The organism is Clostridium sp. UBA871 (genome assembly GCF_002295255.1).
In the GTDB taxonomy this organism is placed as follows: Bacteria; Bacillota; Clostridia; order Clostridiales; family Clostridiaceae; genus Clostridium_J; species Clostridium_J sulfidigenes.
In genome coordinates this window covers 40,086-57,716 of record NZ_DBFV01000003.1, presented here as the reverse complement: position 1 = coordinate 57,716, position 17,631 = coordinate 40,086, and the positions used below count along the sequence as shown (strand labels likewise).

Genomic DNA, 17,631 nt, shown 5'->3' with positions numbered 1-17,631 from the left:
TAAAGCATACTATACATTTAAATTCTAATATTTATTACAAATAATATTAATAGAACAGGATGTGATAAGTTGAAAAATAAAATCCAAGAACTTCGAAAAGAAAAACGTGTTACGCAAAGTGAACTTGCTGATGCTGTAGATGTTACTAGACAAACAATTATCTCTTTAGAAAACGGGAAGTATAAAGCTTCATTGGTGTTGGCCCATAAAATTGCTCAATATTTTGAAATGAATATTGAAGATATCTTTATTTTTGATTTGGAGGAGGAAAATTTATGTTATTAAAAGCCATTATATCTAATGCAACAACGGATAAGGACTACAAAAAAGTACTAAAGAAAAGAATTTCTTTACTTTACATTGTGATTATTCTAGGAGTAGCCACTCTAGCTATTAGCTTTATATTCTCTGTTGGAAAATATGATTATCTACCTGATTTTTTAAGTGGATTTTATACAGGAATCGGTGCTTCACTAATTACAATAGGTTTAATATTTATCATTAAGATAAAAAAACTTTTAAAAGATGAAAATAAATTAAAAGAAAAAAGATTAGAAGAACAAGATGAAAGAAATCAATTGATCACACAAAAATCTTTATACTCTGCTGCTATTATATTAAATATTCTTGCATATATCGGTTTGATGATATCTGGAATCTTTAACCTTGCTGTATTCTGGACTCTATGGACTGTCCTTATTATATTTATGGTTATATTTGTTATCCTACAAGTATACTATAGTAAAAAACTTTAGTTTGATCTTACAATAAGGGGCTTTCACAAAATATATTGCTAATCTTATATAAAATATTGAAGATGCACTTTAATATTATTGTTAGCGAATGCCATTTGTAGGGATATTAGATTTACTTAGTATTTATGAATGGTAAAATCGTTAAGCAACACAACTTGTTTGAGTGTATACGAGTTGTTGTGTTGTAAATTTTACCTTGAATAAATGCTTTAGTAAATCAATATTCCGAAACGGCTGAGCGTTAATAATATAAGTGCTTATTCAATATTTATTTAGATTAGCTTATTTTGTGAAAGCCCCTTTTATCATTTATCTATTTGCTTTTTCTTCTATTTTTTTAGCTAGGTCATGAGCCATTTTGTCTATCTCTTCTTGATTTTCACCTTCTAGCATTACTCTTACTAGTGGTTCTGTACCTGAAGGTCTTATTAACACTCTACCGCAACCTGCCATTTTATCTTCCATTGCTTTTATATCTGCCATGATTTCTTCATCTTTTTCATGGATGTCCTTCATGTTGTTTGGCACCTTAGCATTTACTAATACTTGTGGTAATTCCTTCATTGTTGCTGCAAGTTCACTTAAAGGCTTTCCAGTACTTTTTACTGTCTCTGCAAGTTGAAGACCTGAAACTAAACCATCTCCTGTGGTATTGAAATCTAAGAATATAACATGACCTGATTGCTCTCCTCCAATAGAATAGCCCTCTTTAGCCATCTCTTCTAATACATATCTATCCCCAACTTTAGTACTAACAGTTTTAATTCCAGCTTCTTTTAAAGCTATGTGAAGTCCAAGGTTACTCATAACAGTTACAACAACTGTATCATGATTTAATTTACCTATAGACTTAAGGTGTTTAGCTGCTATTACCATCATGAAATCTCCATTTACAAGATTTCCTTTTTCATCTACTGCCAGGCATCTATCTGCATCTCCATCAAAAGCTAATCCTAAGTTACATCTATTTTCAACAACAAATTTCATTAGATCCTCAGGATGAGTTGATCCACAATCCTTATTTATATTGATTCCATCTGGATCACTATTAATGATAAAAACTTCTGCTCCTAGTTCTTTTAATGCTTTTACTGATGTTTTATAAGCTGCACCATTGGCACAGTCAACGGCAATTTTCATACCACTTAGATCACCATCAATAGTAGATTTAGCAAATTCTACATAGTCATTTATAGCATCTTCTCCTATGTATTTTCTACCTAACATTCCTCCTGTAGGAATATTGATTCCTTCAAAATCACTTTCTATTAACTTCTGAATTTTATCTTCTAATTCATCGCTTAATTTAAATCCATCTTTATTAAAAAACTTAATACCATTATATTCAACAGGATTATGTGATGCAGATATTACAACCCCAGCTTCTGCCTTATACTTCTTTGTTAAATATGCAACGGCTGGAGTTGGAACTACTCCTAAACAAAGAGCTTCTGCTCCTACTGATAATATCCCTGCAACTAAAGCTGATTCAAGCATATCTCCAGATATTCTTGTATCCATTCCTACGATTATTCTAGGTTTGCTAGTGCACTGAGTTAAAACTAATGCTCCCGCTTTTCCAAGTTTATATGCAAGGTCTACAGTTAATTCCTTATTAGCAATTCCTCTTACTCCATCAGTTCCAAACATTCTACTCATATATAAATCTTCTCCTCTTAGTATGATTTTTTATCTTCAATAATCTTATTTTTCTATTAAGTTTACATCACTATGTGAAATTCTCATTACAACATACAGGTTAATTATAATATAAATTATGTATCATAACAATAACAGTTTACCATTATACATTCTATACGAATAAAAGCAACACAAAAACTGTGTTGCTTTTATTATATATTATTCCTATCTCATATTAACTTTCTAACACAATACTATTTGTTTTCTCTATAAGCTCTTCTACAGTACCATCACTGCTTTCATACTCCATTAATTCTTTACTTCCTTTAACAAAAACCAAGGCTATAGTGAATATAAATGATATTCCTAGAAGGGATAATACAGCTACTCTTATAGGTAAAATTTCACCTAAGACTCCACCAACTAAAGCTCCTATTGGCTGTAGCCCTCCACTTATGGTATTCATTAATGCTCCAATCTTTCCTCTCTTATCTGATGGTACTACAAGCATTATTGCAGAATTAAATATAGTATTAAAGACTACATTACATAAAAAGGATATAAATGCTATAGGTATCATTACATAAAAATTTTCCACTATAAATACAAAAGGTAATGTTCCAAGACATATCAATGCACCAAATTTATAAATTTTAAATTTCTGATTCTTTTTTATATTAATTATAGATAAAAATCCACTACCTATTAACATTCCCATAGGAATCACTGCCATAAAAAATCCGTACCTTTCTTCACCTAGAAAGGGCATAGTTTTAAAATATGGGAGTATTAATATAAATGCAGCATTAGCAAACAGATTTAGTAATGATGCAAGTAAGAATAAGTTTCTTAATGTCTTAAAGTTCCAAAGGAATTTAAATCCTTCTTTAAAGTCATCTACAAAAGTAATTTTATCATCTTTTTTCTCTCTTTTAGGCTCAGTTATAAACATTTCTGTAAAAGCTGAAATTAAATAAGATACACCATTAGCTAAAAACATGTATGGAGCACCTATTGTAATATATATAATTCCACCAACAGCACTCCCTATCATATCCATACCAGATGTTGCAAGACTTGTAACTGAATTAGCCTTCACAAACTTAGACTCATGAACTAATTCTGGTTTTATAGAACTTACTGCTGGACCAAAGAAAGCAGAACATAATCCACTAATTATCCCTACTACAAATACCATCCATACCTGTATAAATCCAAATATACCTGCAATACCTACAAAAGTAACAGCTACACCTCTTATAAAATCTGTTATAACTATGATATTCCTTCTATTCCACTTATCTACAAAGACTCCTGCAAAAGGTCCTAAAACTATCCTTGGTAGCATTGTAAGAGCACTTAAAAGTCCCATAAGTCCAGTAGATCCAGTAATATCTAGTATCCAAAAGTTTAATGCCATCATATATAATATGTCCCCAAGCATAGATACTAGCTGTCCTTGCCAAAGCAAGAAAAAATTCTTATTCCATAACCTTATATTTTCTCCATGATTTTTTAATTTATCCTCCATGATTTCCCCCTCATTGTAAAGTACATTTACTGTTAATTGCTTATATCCTTACAGATTCTTTAACTATCCCATTATCTTCTATAATAAGTTCCCCTGAGTATTCAACTTTGTTAATTATTGAACCTTTTCCTATAGTAACATTTTTGCCTCTTACTATATCTACCTTAGAATTTTTAAGTAGTATGTCATCTCCTTCTATACATTCACATTGAAGGCTTCCTTTATTTTTAAATGAACTTGAAAATAGTGAACCTATTATTCCATTCCTTGATATATTTTCTGTTACTGCTACAAATCTTCCACCTATTTCTTTAATATGATGGTTTCCTGACATGGTAATGTATATCTCATCACCATTTATTAGTCCATTACTGTTTATATCCCCACTTATAATTATCTTTTCTCCTTCTATGCCATCCTTTATAGTTATATCTCCAGATATGACTATATCTCCCCCAGTAACTTTACCTCCACATTCTATATCTCCTGAAGCTTCTATTTTATCTGCTTTCAAGTTTCCTCCCATATCCGCATCTCCGCTTAAATGAAATAGACCACTGCAATATAGATTACTTTTTACCTCTATATCCCCACTTATTTTAAGAGTTCCACACTCCACTCTTCCATCAATATTTACATCTCCACTTACCTTTAATTCGTCTTTTACATATAAGTTTTCATGGATATCTACATCTCCACTAACCCTTAAAGTTCCACATTGCAGGTTATTTTTTATGTCCACATCTCCACTTACCTTAAACAAGTCTTCACAGTATACATTTCCTTTTAATTCTGCATCTCCACTAACATTGATAGTTCTACAATTAACATCCCCTTTTATAGTTCCATCTCCGCTTATCTTTATATCTCTATAATTTCCACCTTCTGATATCCAGTCATCATTTATTTTTAAATCATTACAATTGTCGTAATTCATTTTTACACCCCATTTTTATACTATTAATTATTAACTATAGCGTTAATCTCATTTTAAGATTTTCTATAATATTTTTAATGTTTATTTCTCCTATGATTTTACTACCATCATCCACAATTATTTTTTCTCTGTATGCTACTACACAAATTCCAATTCCTAATCTTCTTATGATATATATTGTTCCATCCTTTTCTTCTATATTTTTATATTCCTTATTAATAAGCTTTAGTATAATTTCTATTTCACTAATGGTTAATTTTCCTAAGTCAAATTCCCTTTGAAGAATATCCATGAGTAACACATCTTTAAAATTATATTCTTCCTTTTCTCCAAATATATCCTTATATATAGGAAGGGTTTCTTCTCTTATAATTTCCTTTTCTATAAGATACTCTTCACTTACATCATCTACCTTAGGTTTGTTAGTAAACATAACTGCTAAATCATCTAAAGGCATATCATCCTTAAGATCTATAATTTTATTTATTCTATTTATTATCTTTTCTCTAGGGAAAAATGTTTCTTGACCTGTATAACTTGATTTTTTTATAAACCACTCCTCTGGAATAAGTTCTTTTCTCTTCCATCTATACAGTTGTCCGTAAGATATTCCCGTCATATCTAATATTTCTTTTTTAGAAATTAACTCTTCTTCCACTTTATTTCCTCCTCTTTTTTAGTTTAGTTTTTAGCTTTAATTTAACTTTTTATCTTTAGTAATTAAAATATTATAAAATCTATAGTTTCATTTCCTCTTCAATAACAGATTCTGAATTTAGTTTTTCAAGACTCTCACTATATTCTATTCTTTTAATCTTACACCCTTCTCCTATGGTAATTTTTCCTCCACGAACCACATCTGCTATGGTGTTTTCCAAATAAATTTCATCAGCTTCAATAGTTCTAGTAGTTAAATATCCAAAGTTCTTACTAAATAATTTACAAATAAATCTTCCTATAGCATTCATAGTAGAGTATTCCTTTAAAACTCTTACCTTAGTTGCTCCAATTTCTTCAACCTCACAACCACCATTTAACTCTATATTTACTTCATCCCCATTTACCATTCCTAGGGTTTTTAGTACACCTTTAATATTTATAATCTCTCCCTCAATACCATGACCTACTCTAATTGCACCTAAAAGCTTAACATTTGTTGCATTTATTCTTCCTTCAATTCTTCCTGATCCTGCCACAGTGAGCTCTTCACCTTTAAAGTTACCTCCTATTTTACCACTTCCACTGATGTTAAATTTCTTTGCATGAATAGAACCAAGAACAGAACCACTTCCGCTGATACTACCAGTAACGCAGTTTAAGTCTCCACTTACCTTTCCGCATCCACTAATACTAAAACCATTGCTTATAACAGCACCTTCAACTTTTCCACTACCACTAATACTAAATTTTTCACAGTTTACATCTCCAACAATTTTTCCACTTCCACTGATAGATGCAATCCTATATCTTCCTCCTGCCGCACTCCCTGAACCTGATATTTTTAAATCTCCAAACTGTTCATTACTCACCATAATTTATACCTCCATTTTATTTTCACGTAATAATGTTACATCAAATAATTACACACAGCTCCTTAATATAGTAAATAGCCATATATTCAACTATCTTTTATCATAATATTATAGTAACATAACATTGTTACGCTTGTAAATAGTTTTTTTCAATTTTTATACAATTGTTGTCATAAATAAAAAGTATAAAACTTAAACAATAAGTTTTATACTTTTTACTTTTATCCTTATTCTCTTACTTAGTTATATATAAAAAAGTGACTTTCGCAAAATATATTACTAATCTTAAAAATGTTGAGCTTGCCTTTTATATTATTGTTAGCGAATGCCATTTGCATAAGTAAGAATCTAAATCTTTGATTTAGTTATTCGAACTTAGTTCTTCTAACTTGTTAGAAGAACCTCCAAAACATTGACTACTTAGCATTTATGAATGGTAAAATCGTAAGCAATACAACCTGTTTGAGTGTATACCAGTTGTTGTATTGTAGATTTTACCTTGAATAAATGCTTTAGTAAATCAATATTCCGAAACGGCTGAGCGTTAATAATATATGGGCATGCTCAACATTTCTTTTAGATTAGCTAATTTTGCGAAAGCCACTTTTAGATAATAAGCTTATTTTACTACGTATGATGCTCCAATTTCTAAAGCTTTTCTATTGATTTCAAAGAATTTTTCTTTTCCGTGATCTCTTAGAGATTGAAGTAAAGTTTCCATAGAAACTATTTGTGTTTTTGCAACTAATGCTCCTAGAAGCACCATGTTTGCAATTTGTTTACTTCCAAGGTTATCAGCTTCTGTTTGAGCTGGTATTTTTATAACTTCAATATCTTCTCTTTCAACTGGTCTCTCAATTAAGTCACTATCTAATATTAATAGTCCACCTGGTAAAATTTCTTTTTCAAACTTATCAAGGGAAGGTCTATTCATAACAACTAGTGATGTAGGGTTAGTTACTATTGGAGAACCAACAGCTTCATCTGAAACAATAACAGAACAGTTTGCAGTACCTCCACGCATTTCTGGTCCATAAGAAGGTAACCATGAAACATTCATATTAACATCCATTCCAGCATAAGCTAAGAATTTACCCATTGATAATATTCCTTGTCCACCAAATCCAGCAAATATTATTTCTTGTGATGCCATATTATTTCCCCTCCTCAGTTGTTGTATCTTTTTTAACACCTAGAGTGTAGAATGGCATCATGTTATCTCTTAACCATCCAAGTGACTCTTGTGTTGATAATCCCCAGTTAGTTGGGCATATTGATAGAACCTCAACCATTGAGAAACCTTTTCCAGCAATGGCATTTTGGAAAGCTTTCTTAATAGCAGCTTTAGCTTTATTTACATGTGGTACATTATCTACTGATACTCTTTCTACATAGCAAGCACCATCTAATGTAGATATCATTTCAGAAACTCTTATTGGATGACCTTGAAGTTTAACATCTCTTCCATATGGAGAAGTTTCTGTAACTTGTCCTGGTAATGTTGTTGGAGCCATTTGTCCTCCTGTCATACCATAAATACAGTTATTTACGAAGATTGTAACTATGTTCTCTCCTCTTGTAGCTGCATGTACGATTTCTGCTGTTCCTATAGCTGCTAAGTCTCCATCTCCTTGATATGTGAATACAACTTTATCAGGATTAGATCTTTTTATTCCTGTAGCTACTGCTGGTGCTCTTCCGTGTGCAGCTTCAAACATATCACATGCAAAGTAGTCATATGCCAGAACTGAACATCCAACTGGAGCTACACCTATTGTTTTATCTATAACATTTAATTCTTCAAGTACTTCCCCTACTAGTCTGTGGATTATTCCATGGGTACATCCTGGGCAGTAATGGGTAGGCACGTCTAATAATGCTTTTGTTGGTTGAAATACTATTGCCATTATTTAGCACCTCCTATGAATTTTTTAACATTTTCAAGGACTTCATTAGGGCTTGGAACCATTCCACCTGATCTTCCAAAGAAGAATACTGGTTTTCTTCCTTCAACAGAAAGTCTAACATCTTCTACCATTTGACCACAGCTAAGCTCTATTGATGCATAACCATGTTTAGTTTTGTCCACAGTTTTTTCAAAAGCTTCTACTGGGAAAGGCCATAATGTTATTGGTCTTATTAAACCTAATTTTATTCCTTCTTTTTCAGCTAATTTTATAACAGTCTTGCATATTCTTGAAGTTGTTCCGTATGCAACCATTATTAAATCTACTTCATTTTCACAATTGTATAATTCATATTTAGTTTCATTTTCTTTTATAGCTTTATATTTTGCTTGTAATTTCAGGTTATGAGCTTCAAGGCCTTCAGGTTTTAAGTATAAGGAGTTTATTACATTATGGTTAGCTCTTCCGTTTAATCCATTAGCAGCCCAAGTTTTTTCTGGAAGGTTTTTTTCACTTCTTTCTTTAAACTCTACTGGCTCCATCATTTGTCCAAGCATTCCATCTCCCATAACCATAACTGGAGTTCTGTACATATCAGCTACATCGAAAGCATCTTGTACTAAATCTACCATTTCTTGAATTGAACATGGTGCATATACTGGCATATTGAAATCTCCATGAGAACCACCTTTAGTAGCTTGGAAGTAGTCTGATTGAGCTGGTTGAATTCCACCAAGGCCTGGACCACCTCTAACTATATTAATGATAACACAAGGAAGTTCTGCACCTGCTATATAAGATATTCCTTCTGCTTTTAAGCTTATTCCAGGTGAACTTGAAGATGTCATACATCTTACTCCAGTTCCTGCTGCTCCATATACCATATTTATTGCAGCTATTTCACTTTCAGCTTGTAGAAAAACTCTACCTATTTTAGGCATTTTTCTTGAAAGATATGCTGATATTTCTGTTTGTGGTGTTATAGGGTATCCGAAGAAACATTGACAACCAGCTTGGATAGCTGCTTCACCTATGGCTTCATTACCCTTCATTAAAACTTTTTCTGACATGAATCTTTCCCCCCTATTATTTCTCCACTGTAATTACAAGATCTGGACACATTTTTCCACATGATGCACAACCAATGCACTTAGGCATATTTTCTTCTGTAACTGTAGCTGGATGATATCCTTTTACATTTAGTTCCTCAGAATAAGTTATGATTTGTTTTGGACATGCAATTATACATTGTCCACATCCCTTACATCTTTCTTCCCTAAAAGTTACCTTTGCCATAATACTTACCTCCTTATATAGAAAGTTTAGAATGTTTTATTTACTATATATTGTTTAAGACCTACATTTAAGCTGTAATACGTTTACATTTTATTGTCCCATATACCTAAGGATAATAGAATAAATACGTTTACATATATATAATTTATCACTTTTTAGTACAAGATGTCAACTTAGCACTTGATAATTAGTGCTAAATTGAATCTTTTCTCCATGGTGGCAACATATATATGTGAATTGGAAATATCTTTCCTGAAACTTTACCTTCCACTTCATCTACAAGTTCTTCAGAACACACAGTATATGCATGAGGAATATCTAATTCTTTAGAAATCTCTGCTATTTCCATATCCCCTTTAATTATATGTTCCTTTGTAGTTTCATATGATAAGTTTGTATTAGATACTAGATGAGTTACTTTTAATCTTGAAGCTCTTTCTATATCTCTAAGAAACTCTATAGTATCTTTGTCATTAGATGTAAATGGTCTATTACCATTTATCACAAAGTACATATCATAAGGTTCTTCTTTAAAATGTTTGTTATATTGACCAAGAGCTATTGCTCCTGAATCATCTCCTCCAATATCAAAGATTACCTCATAACTTTTATCGTTAAATACACTTCTAACTTCTGCTGGTACCACCATAAGTTCAGCATTAACATACTCAGGATTTGAAGAAATAACCTTTATATTATATTTTTCCTTAAGTTCCTGTGTAAGATCTCTAATACAAAAATATGGATTTACTATATCTAAATCTACAAGGGCTACTTTTTTCCCTTCTTTAGCTAACTTAATTGCATAATTTATTGCTATTTCTGTCTTTCCACTTCCAAAGTGACCTGTAAAAACCCTTATTCTACTCATATCTTCACCCTATTTATATTCCTTAGCAGCTTCTTGACCTGTTAATACTCTTAGTCCACCTTCTGCTAAGGCAAGTAATTCATCTTCACCTGGATAAACAACTACTTGTGATATAAATTCTACTCTTTCTTTAATGTATTCTACTATATATTTTCCGTATGCAATTCCACCAGTTAGTAATATTGCATCAACTTTTCCTTGTAATACTGTAGCACATCTTCCTATCTCTTTAGCTACTTGATATGCCATAGCATCAAATATTAATTTAGCTTCCTTATCTCCTTCTGCTACTCTGTCTCCCACAAGTTTAGCATCATTAGTTTGTAGATAACCTACTATTCCACCTTTACCATTTATCTTTTTCTTTATTTCATCCATGGTGTATTTTCCACTAAAGCAAAGTTTAACTAAATCTCCTACTGGAAGTCCTCCACTTCTTTCAGGTGAGAATGGTCCTTCTCCATCTAGTGCATTGTTTACATCTACAACTCTTCCTTGTTTATGAGCTCCTACTGATATTCCTCCACCCATATGAGCTACTATAAGGTTTAGCTCCTCGTAAGAAGTATTTGTTTCTTTAGCATATCTCTTTGCTACAGCCTTTTGATTTAAGGCATGGAATATACTCTTTCTATCAATTTCTGGCATACCAGATATTCTAGCCACATCTTCTAACTCATCAACCACAACTGGATCTACTATAAAAGATGGTACATTTATTTCTGTTGCTATTTCATGGGCTATTATTCCACCTAGGTTAGAGGCATGTTGTCCTAAAACTCCTTGTTTTAAATCCTTAATCATAGCATCATTTACACTATAAGTTCCACCTTCGATAGGTTTTAAGAGTCCACCTCTACCTACTACTCCTGATAATTCTTTTATATCGAAGCCTTTTTCTTTTAGTACTTGTAATATTACTTCTTTTCTAAATTCTAATTGGTCATATATTTCTTTGTATTTACCTATTTCTTCTGCTGAATGTCTTAAAGTTTCAACTAATATAGGATTTTCATCATCATATACACCTATCTTTGTTGATGTTGAACCTGGATTTATTATCAATTGTTTATGTCCCATTTTCTTCCTCCTTATTATCTTCCTGCTACTAATGATGCAAGGGCAATAGAATTCATTTTTGTCTCTGGTGAATCTGCCCTTGATGTTACTATAACTGGTGCTGCTGCTCCCATTAATAATCCACCATTCTTAGATTCTGTAGTATATGTTAAGCATTTATAAACAGCATTTCCTGCTTCTATATTGGCCATTAATAATATATCAGCTTCTCCCGCTACTGGACCTGATATTTTTTTATGTGCTGCAGCTTCTTTTGAAAGTGCATTGTCAAGAGCCAATGGTCCATCAATTATACAACCCTTAATTTGACCTCTCTCATTCATTTTGGAAAGGTTTGCAGCATCAAGTGTAGCTGGCATACTAGGGTTTACAACCTCAACTGCACAAATTGGCGCTACCTTTGGCATGTTATTTTCAAGAGCATGAGCTACTTGAACTGCATTTTTTATAATATCTATCTTTTCTTTAAGTTCTGGATACATATTAAAAGCTGCATCTGTTACGAATAATAATCTATCATAGCCAGGAACTTCGAATATTGCAATGTGTGACATCTGTTTTCCTGTTCTAAGTCCTACTTCTTTATTAAGTACTGCTCTTAAGAAAGTAGCTGTATCAACTAAGCCCTTCATCATCATATCTGCTCTACCTGATGATACAAGTTTAACAGTTTCTATAGATGCCTTGTTTACATCTTTCTCATCTATAATTTCATACTCATCTATGTTCATTCCTATTGTTTCTGCAATTTTTACTATTTCTTCCTTATCTCCAACTAAGATAGCATCTGCAATGCCATTTTTTTTAGCATCTCTTATAGCTTCAAGCACTGGTTCATCTTGCGCTACTGCTACTGCTACTTTCTTCATTGATTGAGATTTAACCTTAGAAATTACCTCATCAAATGTTTTAATCATTATGATTCCCCCCAAATGTTAATCAAATTTAACTTCATCGTCATATATCTTTGGTGTTTCTTCACCATTTAATACCCTTAATGCTCCTTCTGCAAGGGCTAACATTTCATTTTCACCTGGTACAATTTCTACAGGTGCAATAAATTTTACATCTTCAGTAATCCAGTTAGTAACTCTTTTATTATAAGCTATTCCACCAGTTAAAATTATAGCATCAATGTTACCACATAGTGCAGTAGCCATTCCACCTATTTCTTTACTAAGTTGATATGCCATAGCTCTTAATATTAATTCTGCCTTTTTATCGCCTTCATCGATACGTCTATCAACTTCTCTTCCGTCATTAGTTCCAAGATAAGCTACTAATCCACCTTCTCTTGTAATTTTGTTTTTTAATTCTTGCATTGTATACTTATTGCTAAAGGCAAGCTTCACTAAATCTCCTACTGGAAGACCTCCTGTTCTTTCTGGTGAGAAAGGTCCATCTTCATTTGCATTGTTGCAATCAATTATTCTGCCACCTCTTACTGGTGATACAGTTATTCCTCCACCTATATGTGCTACTACGAAATTACTTTTCTCAAAATCTAAGTTTTTATCAGCACATACTTTTCTTACTACAGCTTTAATGTTTAAAGCATGCACAAGAGAACGCCTAGATATATCTTCCATGCCTGATATTCTTGTTACTTCGTCAACTTCATCAACAGCAACAGGATCTACTATATAAGATGGTATTCCTGCCTTCTCTGCAATTTCAAAGGCAATAACTCCACCTAAATTTGAAGCATGCTGTCCTTGAAACCCAACAATAAGGTCGTCTAACATCTTGTAAGTTATCTTATAAGTTCCTCCTGGCATAGGTCTTAAAAGTCCACCTCTACCTACTACAGCATGAAACTTTTCAAGTGAATAATCGTTTTCATTAAGCCAATTATATATGACTTCCGTTCTCATGTCCTTTTGTTGACATATATGAGAATACTTTTTCACTTCCTCTGCACTGTGAGATAAACTAGCTGAGGCTATACATTCCTCCCCCAAAAATACAGCTATTTTCGTAGATGTCGATCCTGGATTAATCACTAATACTTGCTTATCTTCCCTCATCACTATACCTCCACATAAATATTTATATTAGCTTTAATTTTTTTGCATTAGATTTAGAAGTATATAAAATTTATATATTTCTAAATCTTAGCAAAATTTATCCTAAAGGATAACAATCTCTAATGAGCAAAAGCTCTAAGAAATCTGTTTATCCTAATTCCTATCTTCACTTCTTGCTGCAAACTCATATCCCCGTAAAAGAAAAGAAGAATGGATAAAATAATCTTCTTAAATATTATATTATCAATGGATAATATAAATATCAAGTTTCTCTTTGTTTTATTTTGGTGAATATTCTGTGATAATCTGTTCTGCCACTCTAAGTCCATCTACTGCTGCTGATACAATTCCTCCTGCATATCCAGCACCTTCACCCGTTGGATACAATCCTCTAACATTAACACTTTCATAATTTTCATTTCTATTTATTTTTACAGGGGCAGAAGTCCTTGTTTCCATACCTGTTAATATTGCATCTTCTCCTGCATATCCTGGTATTTTCCTATCAAATACAGGTAATGCTTCTTTTATAGCATCTACAACAAAATTTGGTGCACAGCTTTTTAAATCTACAAATTCAGTTCCTGGAGTATATGTTGGTTTCACCCTTCCAAAATTCTTTGATACTTTGTCATTTAAAAAATCTTTTACAAGCTGAACAGGGGCGTTATAATTTCTTCCTCCAACTTCATAAGCTAAAGCTTCATAACGTCTTTGAAAAGCAATTCCCCCTAATGGGGTATTTCCTTCAAAATCACTAGGGTCTACTGATACTACTAAAGCAGAATTAGCATTTATCCCATCTCGCTTATAATTGCTCATACCATTTACTACTACAGTATTTTCTTCTGATGCTGAAGCCACTACCTGACCACCTGGACACATACAAAAACTGTATACAGATCTAGATAGTTTATTACTAGTATAGGTTAGTTTATAATCCGCAGCCCTTAGTTTTGGATGAGTTGCATATTTACCATATTGATTTTCATCTATCATATGCTGTAAATGTTCAACTCTAAAACCAACGGCAAAGGGTTTGGGTGATATAGAAACACCTTTTGAAAATAGTATTTCATAAGTATCTCTAGCACTATGACCTGTAGCAAGTATAAGATTATCACAAGGTATATGTTCACCTTCTACTACTATCTCAGAAATTTTACCATTTCTTATTGATATATCTTCAAGTTTAGATGAAAATCTTACTTCTCCACCATATTCCTTAATTTTTTCTCTTATATTTTTCACTACATTTTTTAATATATCCGTTCCGATATGAGGCTTCCCCATATATGTAATTTCTTCTGGTGCACCTGCTAAAACAAGTTTTTCTAGAACATATCCACATCTATGATCTTTAATTCTAGTTGTTAGCTTTCCATCTGAAAAAGTACCGGCTCCACCTTCTCCAAATTGAACATTACTTTCTGTATTAAGTATCCTATTATTCCAAAAGCCATCTATAGTTCTAGTTCTACTGTCTACATCTTCACCTCTCTCAATTATAAGAGGGTGATATCCCTTTTCAGCTAAAAGAAGTCCAGCAAATAGCCCTGCTGGTCCCATTCCTACTACTATAGGTCTACTCTCTAGCTTCTTTGTTCCAATTTCAAAATCAGCTTTATAATTATCTCCACCTAATTTAACATCATTACTATTTACTCTAGCTATTACTTTAGCTTCATTATCACATTCAATTTCTACAGCATAATTTATTTTTATTTCTGATTTTTTTCTAGCATCTATAGATTCCTTAGTAATTTTAAAGGATTTAAAATCACTTTCTTTTATTCTAAGTTTATTAGCCACCTTTGATTTTAAGGTGGCTAAACTATCTTCATTTATTCCTAAAACTAAATTATTTATCTTAACCGTCATTATTACCTGTCTCCTCTGTTTTGGCTTTTATGGTTATAGTTATATTTTCAGGTGTTTGGCTCTTAACTTGTACTGTATTTGGTACTCCTGCTAATTGTATCTTAACTTCATGGGAGCCTTCTGTTAAACTTTTCAAATCTACTGTAGCCTTAAGTTTATCTTCACTGATTTTACTTAGTTCACTCTCTTCTCCTGTAATAACTAACTTTAATGTTGGAGTTGAGTTTTCTAGTGTAAGTTTTTCTCCCAAATTAGTATAGTTTATTGGTATACTTAAAGTCTTTTCACTAATTTTCTTAACTGTAATTTTAACTTTTACAGTTTTCTCATTATTTACACTGTGTACACCTTCCGGCATTATTAGATTTGCATCTACCGTAGTGCTTTCAGTTATATTACTAATATTTATAGGTTCTGTATTAATGCTTTTTATGTTATCTATTATTTCACTTACACCAGCTACCTCTATACTCTTTGGTGCTGCTTCCGTACTTACTATAGTTACTCCTGGTACTGCCGTTCCAGCAGTCTGTATATTTATCCCCAAATATTTTCCTTTTTTCACCTGGATTTTCACCTGCACATATTCTGGATATATAGATAGTCCAGTAACTTCTCTTTCGTCTGAATCTACTAAAGTAACCTTACAGTTTTTATCTATATCAGTGCTTGCATTAGTTATATCTACTTGAGCTACTGCTCCTACCACTTGATCTAAATATCTTTGTGGCCCTGAAATTTTTACAGAATTAGGTGATATTACAGAATCATCATTATAATATCCTTTCGCTACTTCACCTACAATTCCAGATGTTACATTTACATATTTATCTGCTAAAGTATCCACATCTACTTTCATTAGAAGACCATCAGAGTTTACAACAGAAACTCCAGGAATTGCTTCTTTTACTTTAACTTGAACTTTATTTTCTCCCGGGGTTAGTGCATACCCTTGAAGGTCTGCTACTAGAGTGAACTCTTTTTTATCTAAATCTTTAATTGTAGATGCCGGAGCCTTTACTGTTAAATTTATATAAAAATCTTGATTTGGTATTAGTACTAAATCTCTATCTGCAAGAGTATCTTCATTTAGTATCTTTACCGGTACATATTTTATTACACTAGTAGTGACAGGGTCTTCGCTACTACGAATATACATCCACAATACTAGTGCTGCTATTACACAACAAATTCTTATTATGATGTCTTGTCTTTTTTGCTTATCCATAGCTTTACCCTCTCTTTAAATGATTCTTTTCTATTTTGTCTACTCTTCATTATTTTAAGTAGTACATTTCTCAGCTTATCTTTATCGTAATTTCTAAGTAATCTTCCATTTATAGCTAAAGAAATTACCCCTGTTTCTTCTGAAACTATAATAGTTATACAGTCTGCTACCTCTGTAACTCCTATTCCAGCCCTGTGCCTTGTGCCTAACTGTTTATTTAACTTATCATCATTTGTAAGGGGTAAAAAGCAACCTGATGCTACAACCTTATCATTCCTTATGATAGTGGCACCATCGTGAAGTGGAGTATTTACAACAAAAATATTTTGAAGAAGTGCTGAAGATACATCACCGTTTATTTTAGTTCCCGTGTTTATAATATCTCCAAGACCAGTCTTTTGTTCTATTATTATAAGTGCTCCAACTCTATCCTCAGCCAATACTTCCACAGCATCTACTATTTCATTAACCACACTCTTCATAACTTCTTCATCTTCATAAATTATTTTATCTACAAAAGAAGTTCTTCCAATATGTTCTAAAGCCTTTCTAATTTCAGGCTGAAATATAATTATAATAGAAATAACACTAATTGTTAAAGTATTCTCTAATATCCAATTTAGGGTTGTTAAGTTTAAAACATCACTTACTGGTATTAATAAAAATATAAGTACAATTCCTTTTAATAATTGTTCTGCTCTTGTCTCTTTTATTAATGTATAACCTTTATAAAATATAAAAGAAACTACAATAATGTCAATTAGAGAAAATATAGTCATTCCCTTAAAAATATTTATGAGTGCATTAAAGCTTTCCATATAGTCACCACCTAACGATAATACTATTTTAATTATACACCAATACTTCTATTTGTAATATAAATTTTAATTTTTAGACCAAAAATATTTTAATTAAATAAATGTTAATAACTACGAATATTTTAGT

Annotated in this window: 18 protein-coding genes; 2 read left to right on the top strand and 16 right to left on the bottom strand. The window is 32.0% G+C overall.

All coding sequences use genetic code 11. The features are described 5' to 3' along the window. Positions 1-69: 69 nt before the first annotated feature. Together B3086_RS01995 and B3086_RS01990 are read left to right on the top strand one after the other, a co-directional pair. A complete protein-coding gene (locus B3086_RS01995; protein WP_035133418.1) occupies positions 70-285 on the top strand; it encodes a helix-turn-helix transcriptional regulator in 216 nt (71 codons plus the stop codon). Next, complete coding sequence (locus tag B3086_RS01990) at positions 276-755, top strand: hypothetical protein (RefSeq protein ID WP_346880384.1); 480 nt, start codon at positions 276-278, stop codon at positions 753-755. The genes B3086_RS01995 and B3086_RS01990 overlap by 10 nt, the downstream gene beginning before the upstream one ends. 309 nt (positions 756-1,064) lie before the next feature. Here B3086_RS01990 and glmM read toward each other — a convergent pair whose 3' ends face one another. From glmM to cdaA, 16 genes are all read right to left on the bottom strand, one after another. Further along, positions 1,065-2,414: a phosphoglucosamine mutase gene (glmM, locus tag B3086_RS01985; protein WP_346892705.1), complete on the bottom strand. Its 1,350-nt coding sequence runs from the start codon at positions 2,412-2,414 to the stop codon at positions 1,065-1,067. A 217-nt stretch (positions 2,415-2,631) separates the two neighbouring features. Then, positions 2,632-3,927: an MFS transporter gene (locus B3086_RS01980; protein WP_346876692.1), complete on the bottom strand. Its 1,296-nt coding sequence runs from the start codon at positions 3,925-3,927 to the stop codon at positions 2,632-2,634. Between the two features lie 40 nt (positions 3,928-3,967). Next, positions 3,968-4,864 carry a polymer-forming cytoskeletal protein gene (locus B3086_RS01975; RefSeq protein WP_346876693.1) on the bottom strand — a complete coding sequence of 299 codons (897 nt, stop codon included), beginning with the start codon at positions 4,862-4,864 and terminating at the stop codon, positions 3,968-3,970. Positions 4,865-4,898: 34 nt separating this feature from the next. Beyond that, a complete protein-coding gene (locus B3086_RS01970; RefSeq protein ID WP_346892703.1) occupies positions 4,899-5,522 on the bottom strand; it encodes a DUF4004 family protein in 624 nt (207 codons plus the stop codon). Between the two features lie 79 nt (positions 5,523-5,601). Continuing rightward, complete coding sequence (locus tag B3086_RS01965) at positions 5,602-6,396, bottom strand: polymer-forming cytoskeletal protein (RefSeq protein WP_346876694.1); 795 nt, start codon at positions 6,394-6,396, stop codon at positions 5,602-5,604. Between the two features lie 619 nt (positions 6,397-7,015). Further along, positions 7,016-7,549 carry a 2-oxoacid:acceptor oxidoreductase family protein gene (locus B3086_RS01960; RefSeq protein WP_346847776.1) on the bottom strand — a complete coding sequence of 178 codons (534 nt, stop codon included), beginning with the start codon at positions 7,547-7,549 and terminating at the stop codon, positions 7,016-7,018. Position 7,550: 1 nt separating this feature from the next. Beyond that, positions 7,551-8,303: a thiamine pyrophosphate-dependent enzyme gene (locus B3086_RS01955; RefSeq protein ID WP_035133404.1), complete on the bottom strand. Its 753-nt coding sequence runs from the start codon at positions 8,301-8,303 to the stop codon at positions 7,551-7,553. Beyond that, positions 8,303-9,373, bottom strand: coding sequence for a 3-methyl-2-oxobutanoate dehydrogenase subunit VorB (locus B3086_RS01950; RefSeq protein ID WP_035133402.1), 1,071 nt, complete (start codon positions 9,371-9,373; stop codon positions 8,303-8,305). The genes B3086_RS01955 and B3086_RS01950 overlap by 1 nt, the downstream gene beginning before the upstream one ends. Before the next feature lie 16 nt (positions 9,374-9,389). Further along, on the bottom strand, positions 9,390-9,599 hold the full coding sequence (locus tag B3086_RS01945; RefSeq protein WP_035133400.1) for a 4Fe-4S binding protein: 210 nt from the start codon (positions 9,597-9,599) through the stop codon (positions 9,390-9,392). 193 nt (positions 9,600-9,792) lie between these two features. After that, a complete protein-coding gene (locus B3086_RS01940) occupies positions 9,793-10,470 on the bottom strand; it encodes an ATP-binding protein (RefSeq protein WP_346847777.1) in 678 nt (225 codons plus the stop codon). Positions 10,471-10,479: 9 nt separating this feature from the next. Next, positions 10,480-11,550: a butyrate kinase gene (gene buk, locus B3086_RS01935; RefSeq protein ID WP_346867645.1), complete on the bottom strand. Its 1,071-nt coding sequence runs from the start codon at positions 11,548-11,550 to the stop codon at positions 10,480-10,482. Positions 11,551-11,564: 14 nt separating this feature from the next. After that, a complete protein-coding gene (ptb, locus tag B3086_RS01930) occupies positions 11,565-12,467 on the bottom strand; it encodes a phosphate butyryltransferase (RefSeq protein WP_346876696.1) in 903 nt (300 codons plus the stop codon). A gap of 18 nt (positions 12,468-12,485) precedes the next feature. Continuing rightward, positions 12,486-13,577, bottom strand: a complete 1,092-nt coding sequence (gene buk / locus B3086_RS01925) for a butyrate kinase (RefSeq protein WP_346847780.1) — start codon at positions 13,575-13,577, stop codon at positions 12,486-12,488. Positions 13,578-13,856: 279 nt separating this feature from the next. Then, positions 13,857-15,458, bottom strand: coding sequence for an NAD(P)/FAD-dependent oxidoreductase (locus tag B3086_RS01920; protein WP_346876697.1), 1,602 nt, complete (start codon positions 15,456-15,458; stop codon positions 13,857-13,859). Beyond that, the gene (locus tag B3086_RS01915; protein WP_346847782.1) at positions 15,448-16,686 is read right to left on the bottom strand and encodes a CdaR family protein; all 1,239 of its coding nucleotides are present in this window, start codon (positions 16,684-16,686) and stop codon (positions 15,448-15,450) included. The genes B3086_RS01920 and B3086_RS01915 overlap by 11 nt, the downstream gene beginning before the upstream one ends. Continuing rightward, a complete protein-coding gene (cdaA, locus tag B3086_RS01910) occupies positions 16,656-17,504 on the bottom strand; it encodes a diadenylate cyclase CdaA (protein ID WP_035133386.1) in 849 nt (282 codons plus the stop codon). Before cdaA ends, B3086_RS01915 begins: the two co-directional genes overlap by 31 nt. Positions 17,505-17,631: the final 127 nt, after the last annotated feature.

Excerpts from the sequence above, each read along its gene's own strand:
- B3086_RS01960 (WP_346847776.1), bottom strand. The coding sequence starts at position 7,549 with ATGGCATCACAAGAAATAATATTTGCTGGATTTGGTGGACAAGGAATA.
- B3086_RS01920 (WP_346876697.1), bottom strand. The coding sequence starts at position 15,458 with ATGACGGTTAAGATAAATAATTTAGTTTTAGGAATAAATGAAGATAGT.
- B3086_RS01980 (WP_346876692.1), bottom strand. The coding sequence starts at position 3,927 with ATGGAGGATAAATTAAAAAATCATGGAGAAAATATAAGGTTATGGAAT.
- B3086_RS01990 (WP_346880384.1), top strand. The coding sequence starts at position 276 with ATGTTATTAAAAGCCATTATATCTAATGCAACAACGGATAAGGACTAC.
- buk (WP_346847780.1), bottom strand. The coding sequence starts at position 13,577 with ATGAGGGAAGATAAGCAAGTATTAGTGATTAATCCAGGATCGACATCT.
- B3086_RS01975 (WP_346876693.1), bottom strand. The coding sequence starts at position 4,864 with ATGAATTACGACAATTGTAATGATTTAAAAATAAATGATGACTGGATA.
- B3086_RS01945 (WP_035133400.1), bottom strand. The coding sequence starts at position 9,599 with ATGGCAAAGGTAACTTTTAGGGAAGAAAGATGTAAGGGATGTGGACAA.
- cdaA (WP_035133386.1), bottom strand. The coding sequence starts at position 17,504 with ATGGAAAGCTTTAATGCACTCATAAATATTTTTAAGGGAATGACTATA.
- B3086_RS01950 (WP_035133402.1), bottom strand. The coding sequence starts at position 9,373 with ATGTCAGAAAAAGTTTTAATGAAGGGTAATGAAGCCATAGGTGAAGCA.
- glmM (WP_346892705.1), bottom strand. The coding sequence starts at position 2,414 with ATGAGTAGAATGTTTGGAACTGATGGAGTAAGAGGAATTGCTAATAAG.
- buk (WP_346867645.1), bottom strand. The coding sequence starts at position 11,550 with ATGGGACATAAACAATTGATAATAAATCCAGGTTCAACATCAACAAAG.
- ptb (WP_346876696.1), bottom strand. The coding sequence starts at position 12,467 with ATGATTAAAACATTTGATGAGGTAATTTCTAAGGTTAAATCTCAATCA.
- B3086_RS01940 (WP_346847777.1), bottom strand. The coding sequence starts at position 10,470 with ATGAGTAGAATAAGGGTTTTTACAGGTCACTTTGGAAGTGGAAAGACA.
- B3086_RS01915 (WP_346847782.1), bottom strand. The coding sequence starts at position 16,686 with ATGGATAAGCAAAAAAGACAAGACATCATAATAAGAATTTGTTGTGTA.
- B3086_RS01965 (WP_346876694.1), bottom strand. The coding sequence starts at position 6,396 with ATGGTGAGTAATGAACAGTTTGGAGATTTAAAAATATCAGGTTCAGGG.
- B3086_RS01955 (WP_035133404.1), bottom strand. The coding sequence starts at position 8,303 with ATGGCAATAGTATTTCAACCAACAAAAGCATTATTAGACGTGCCTACC.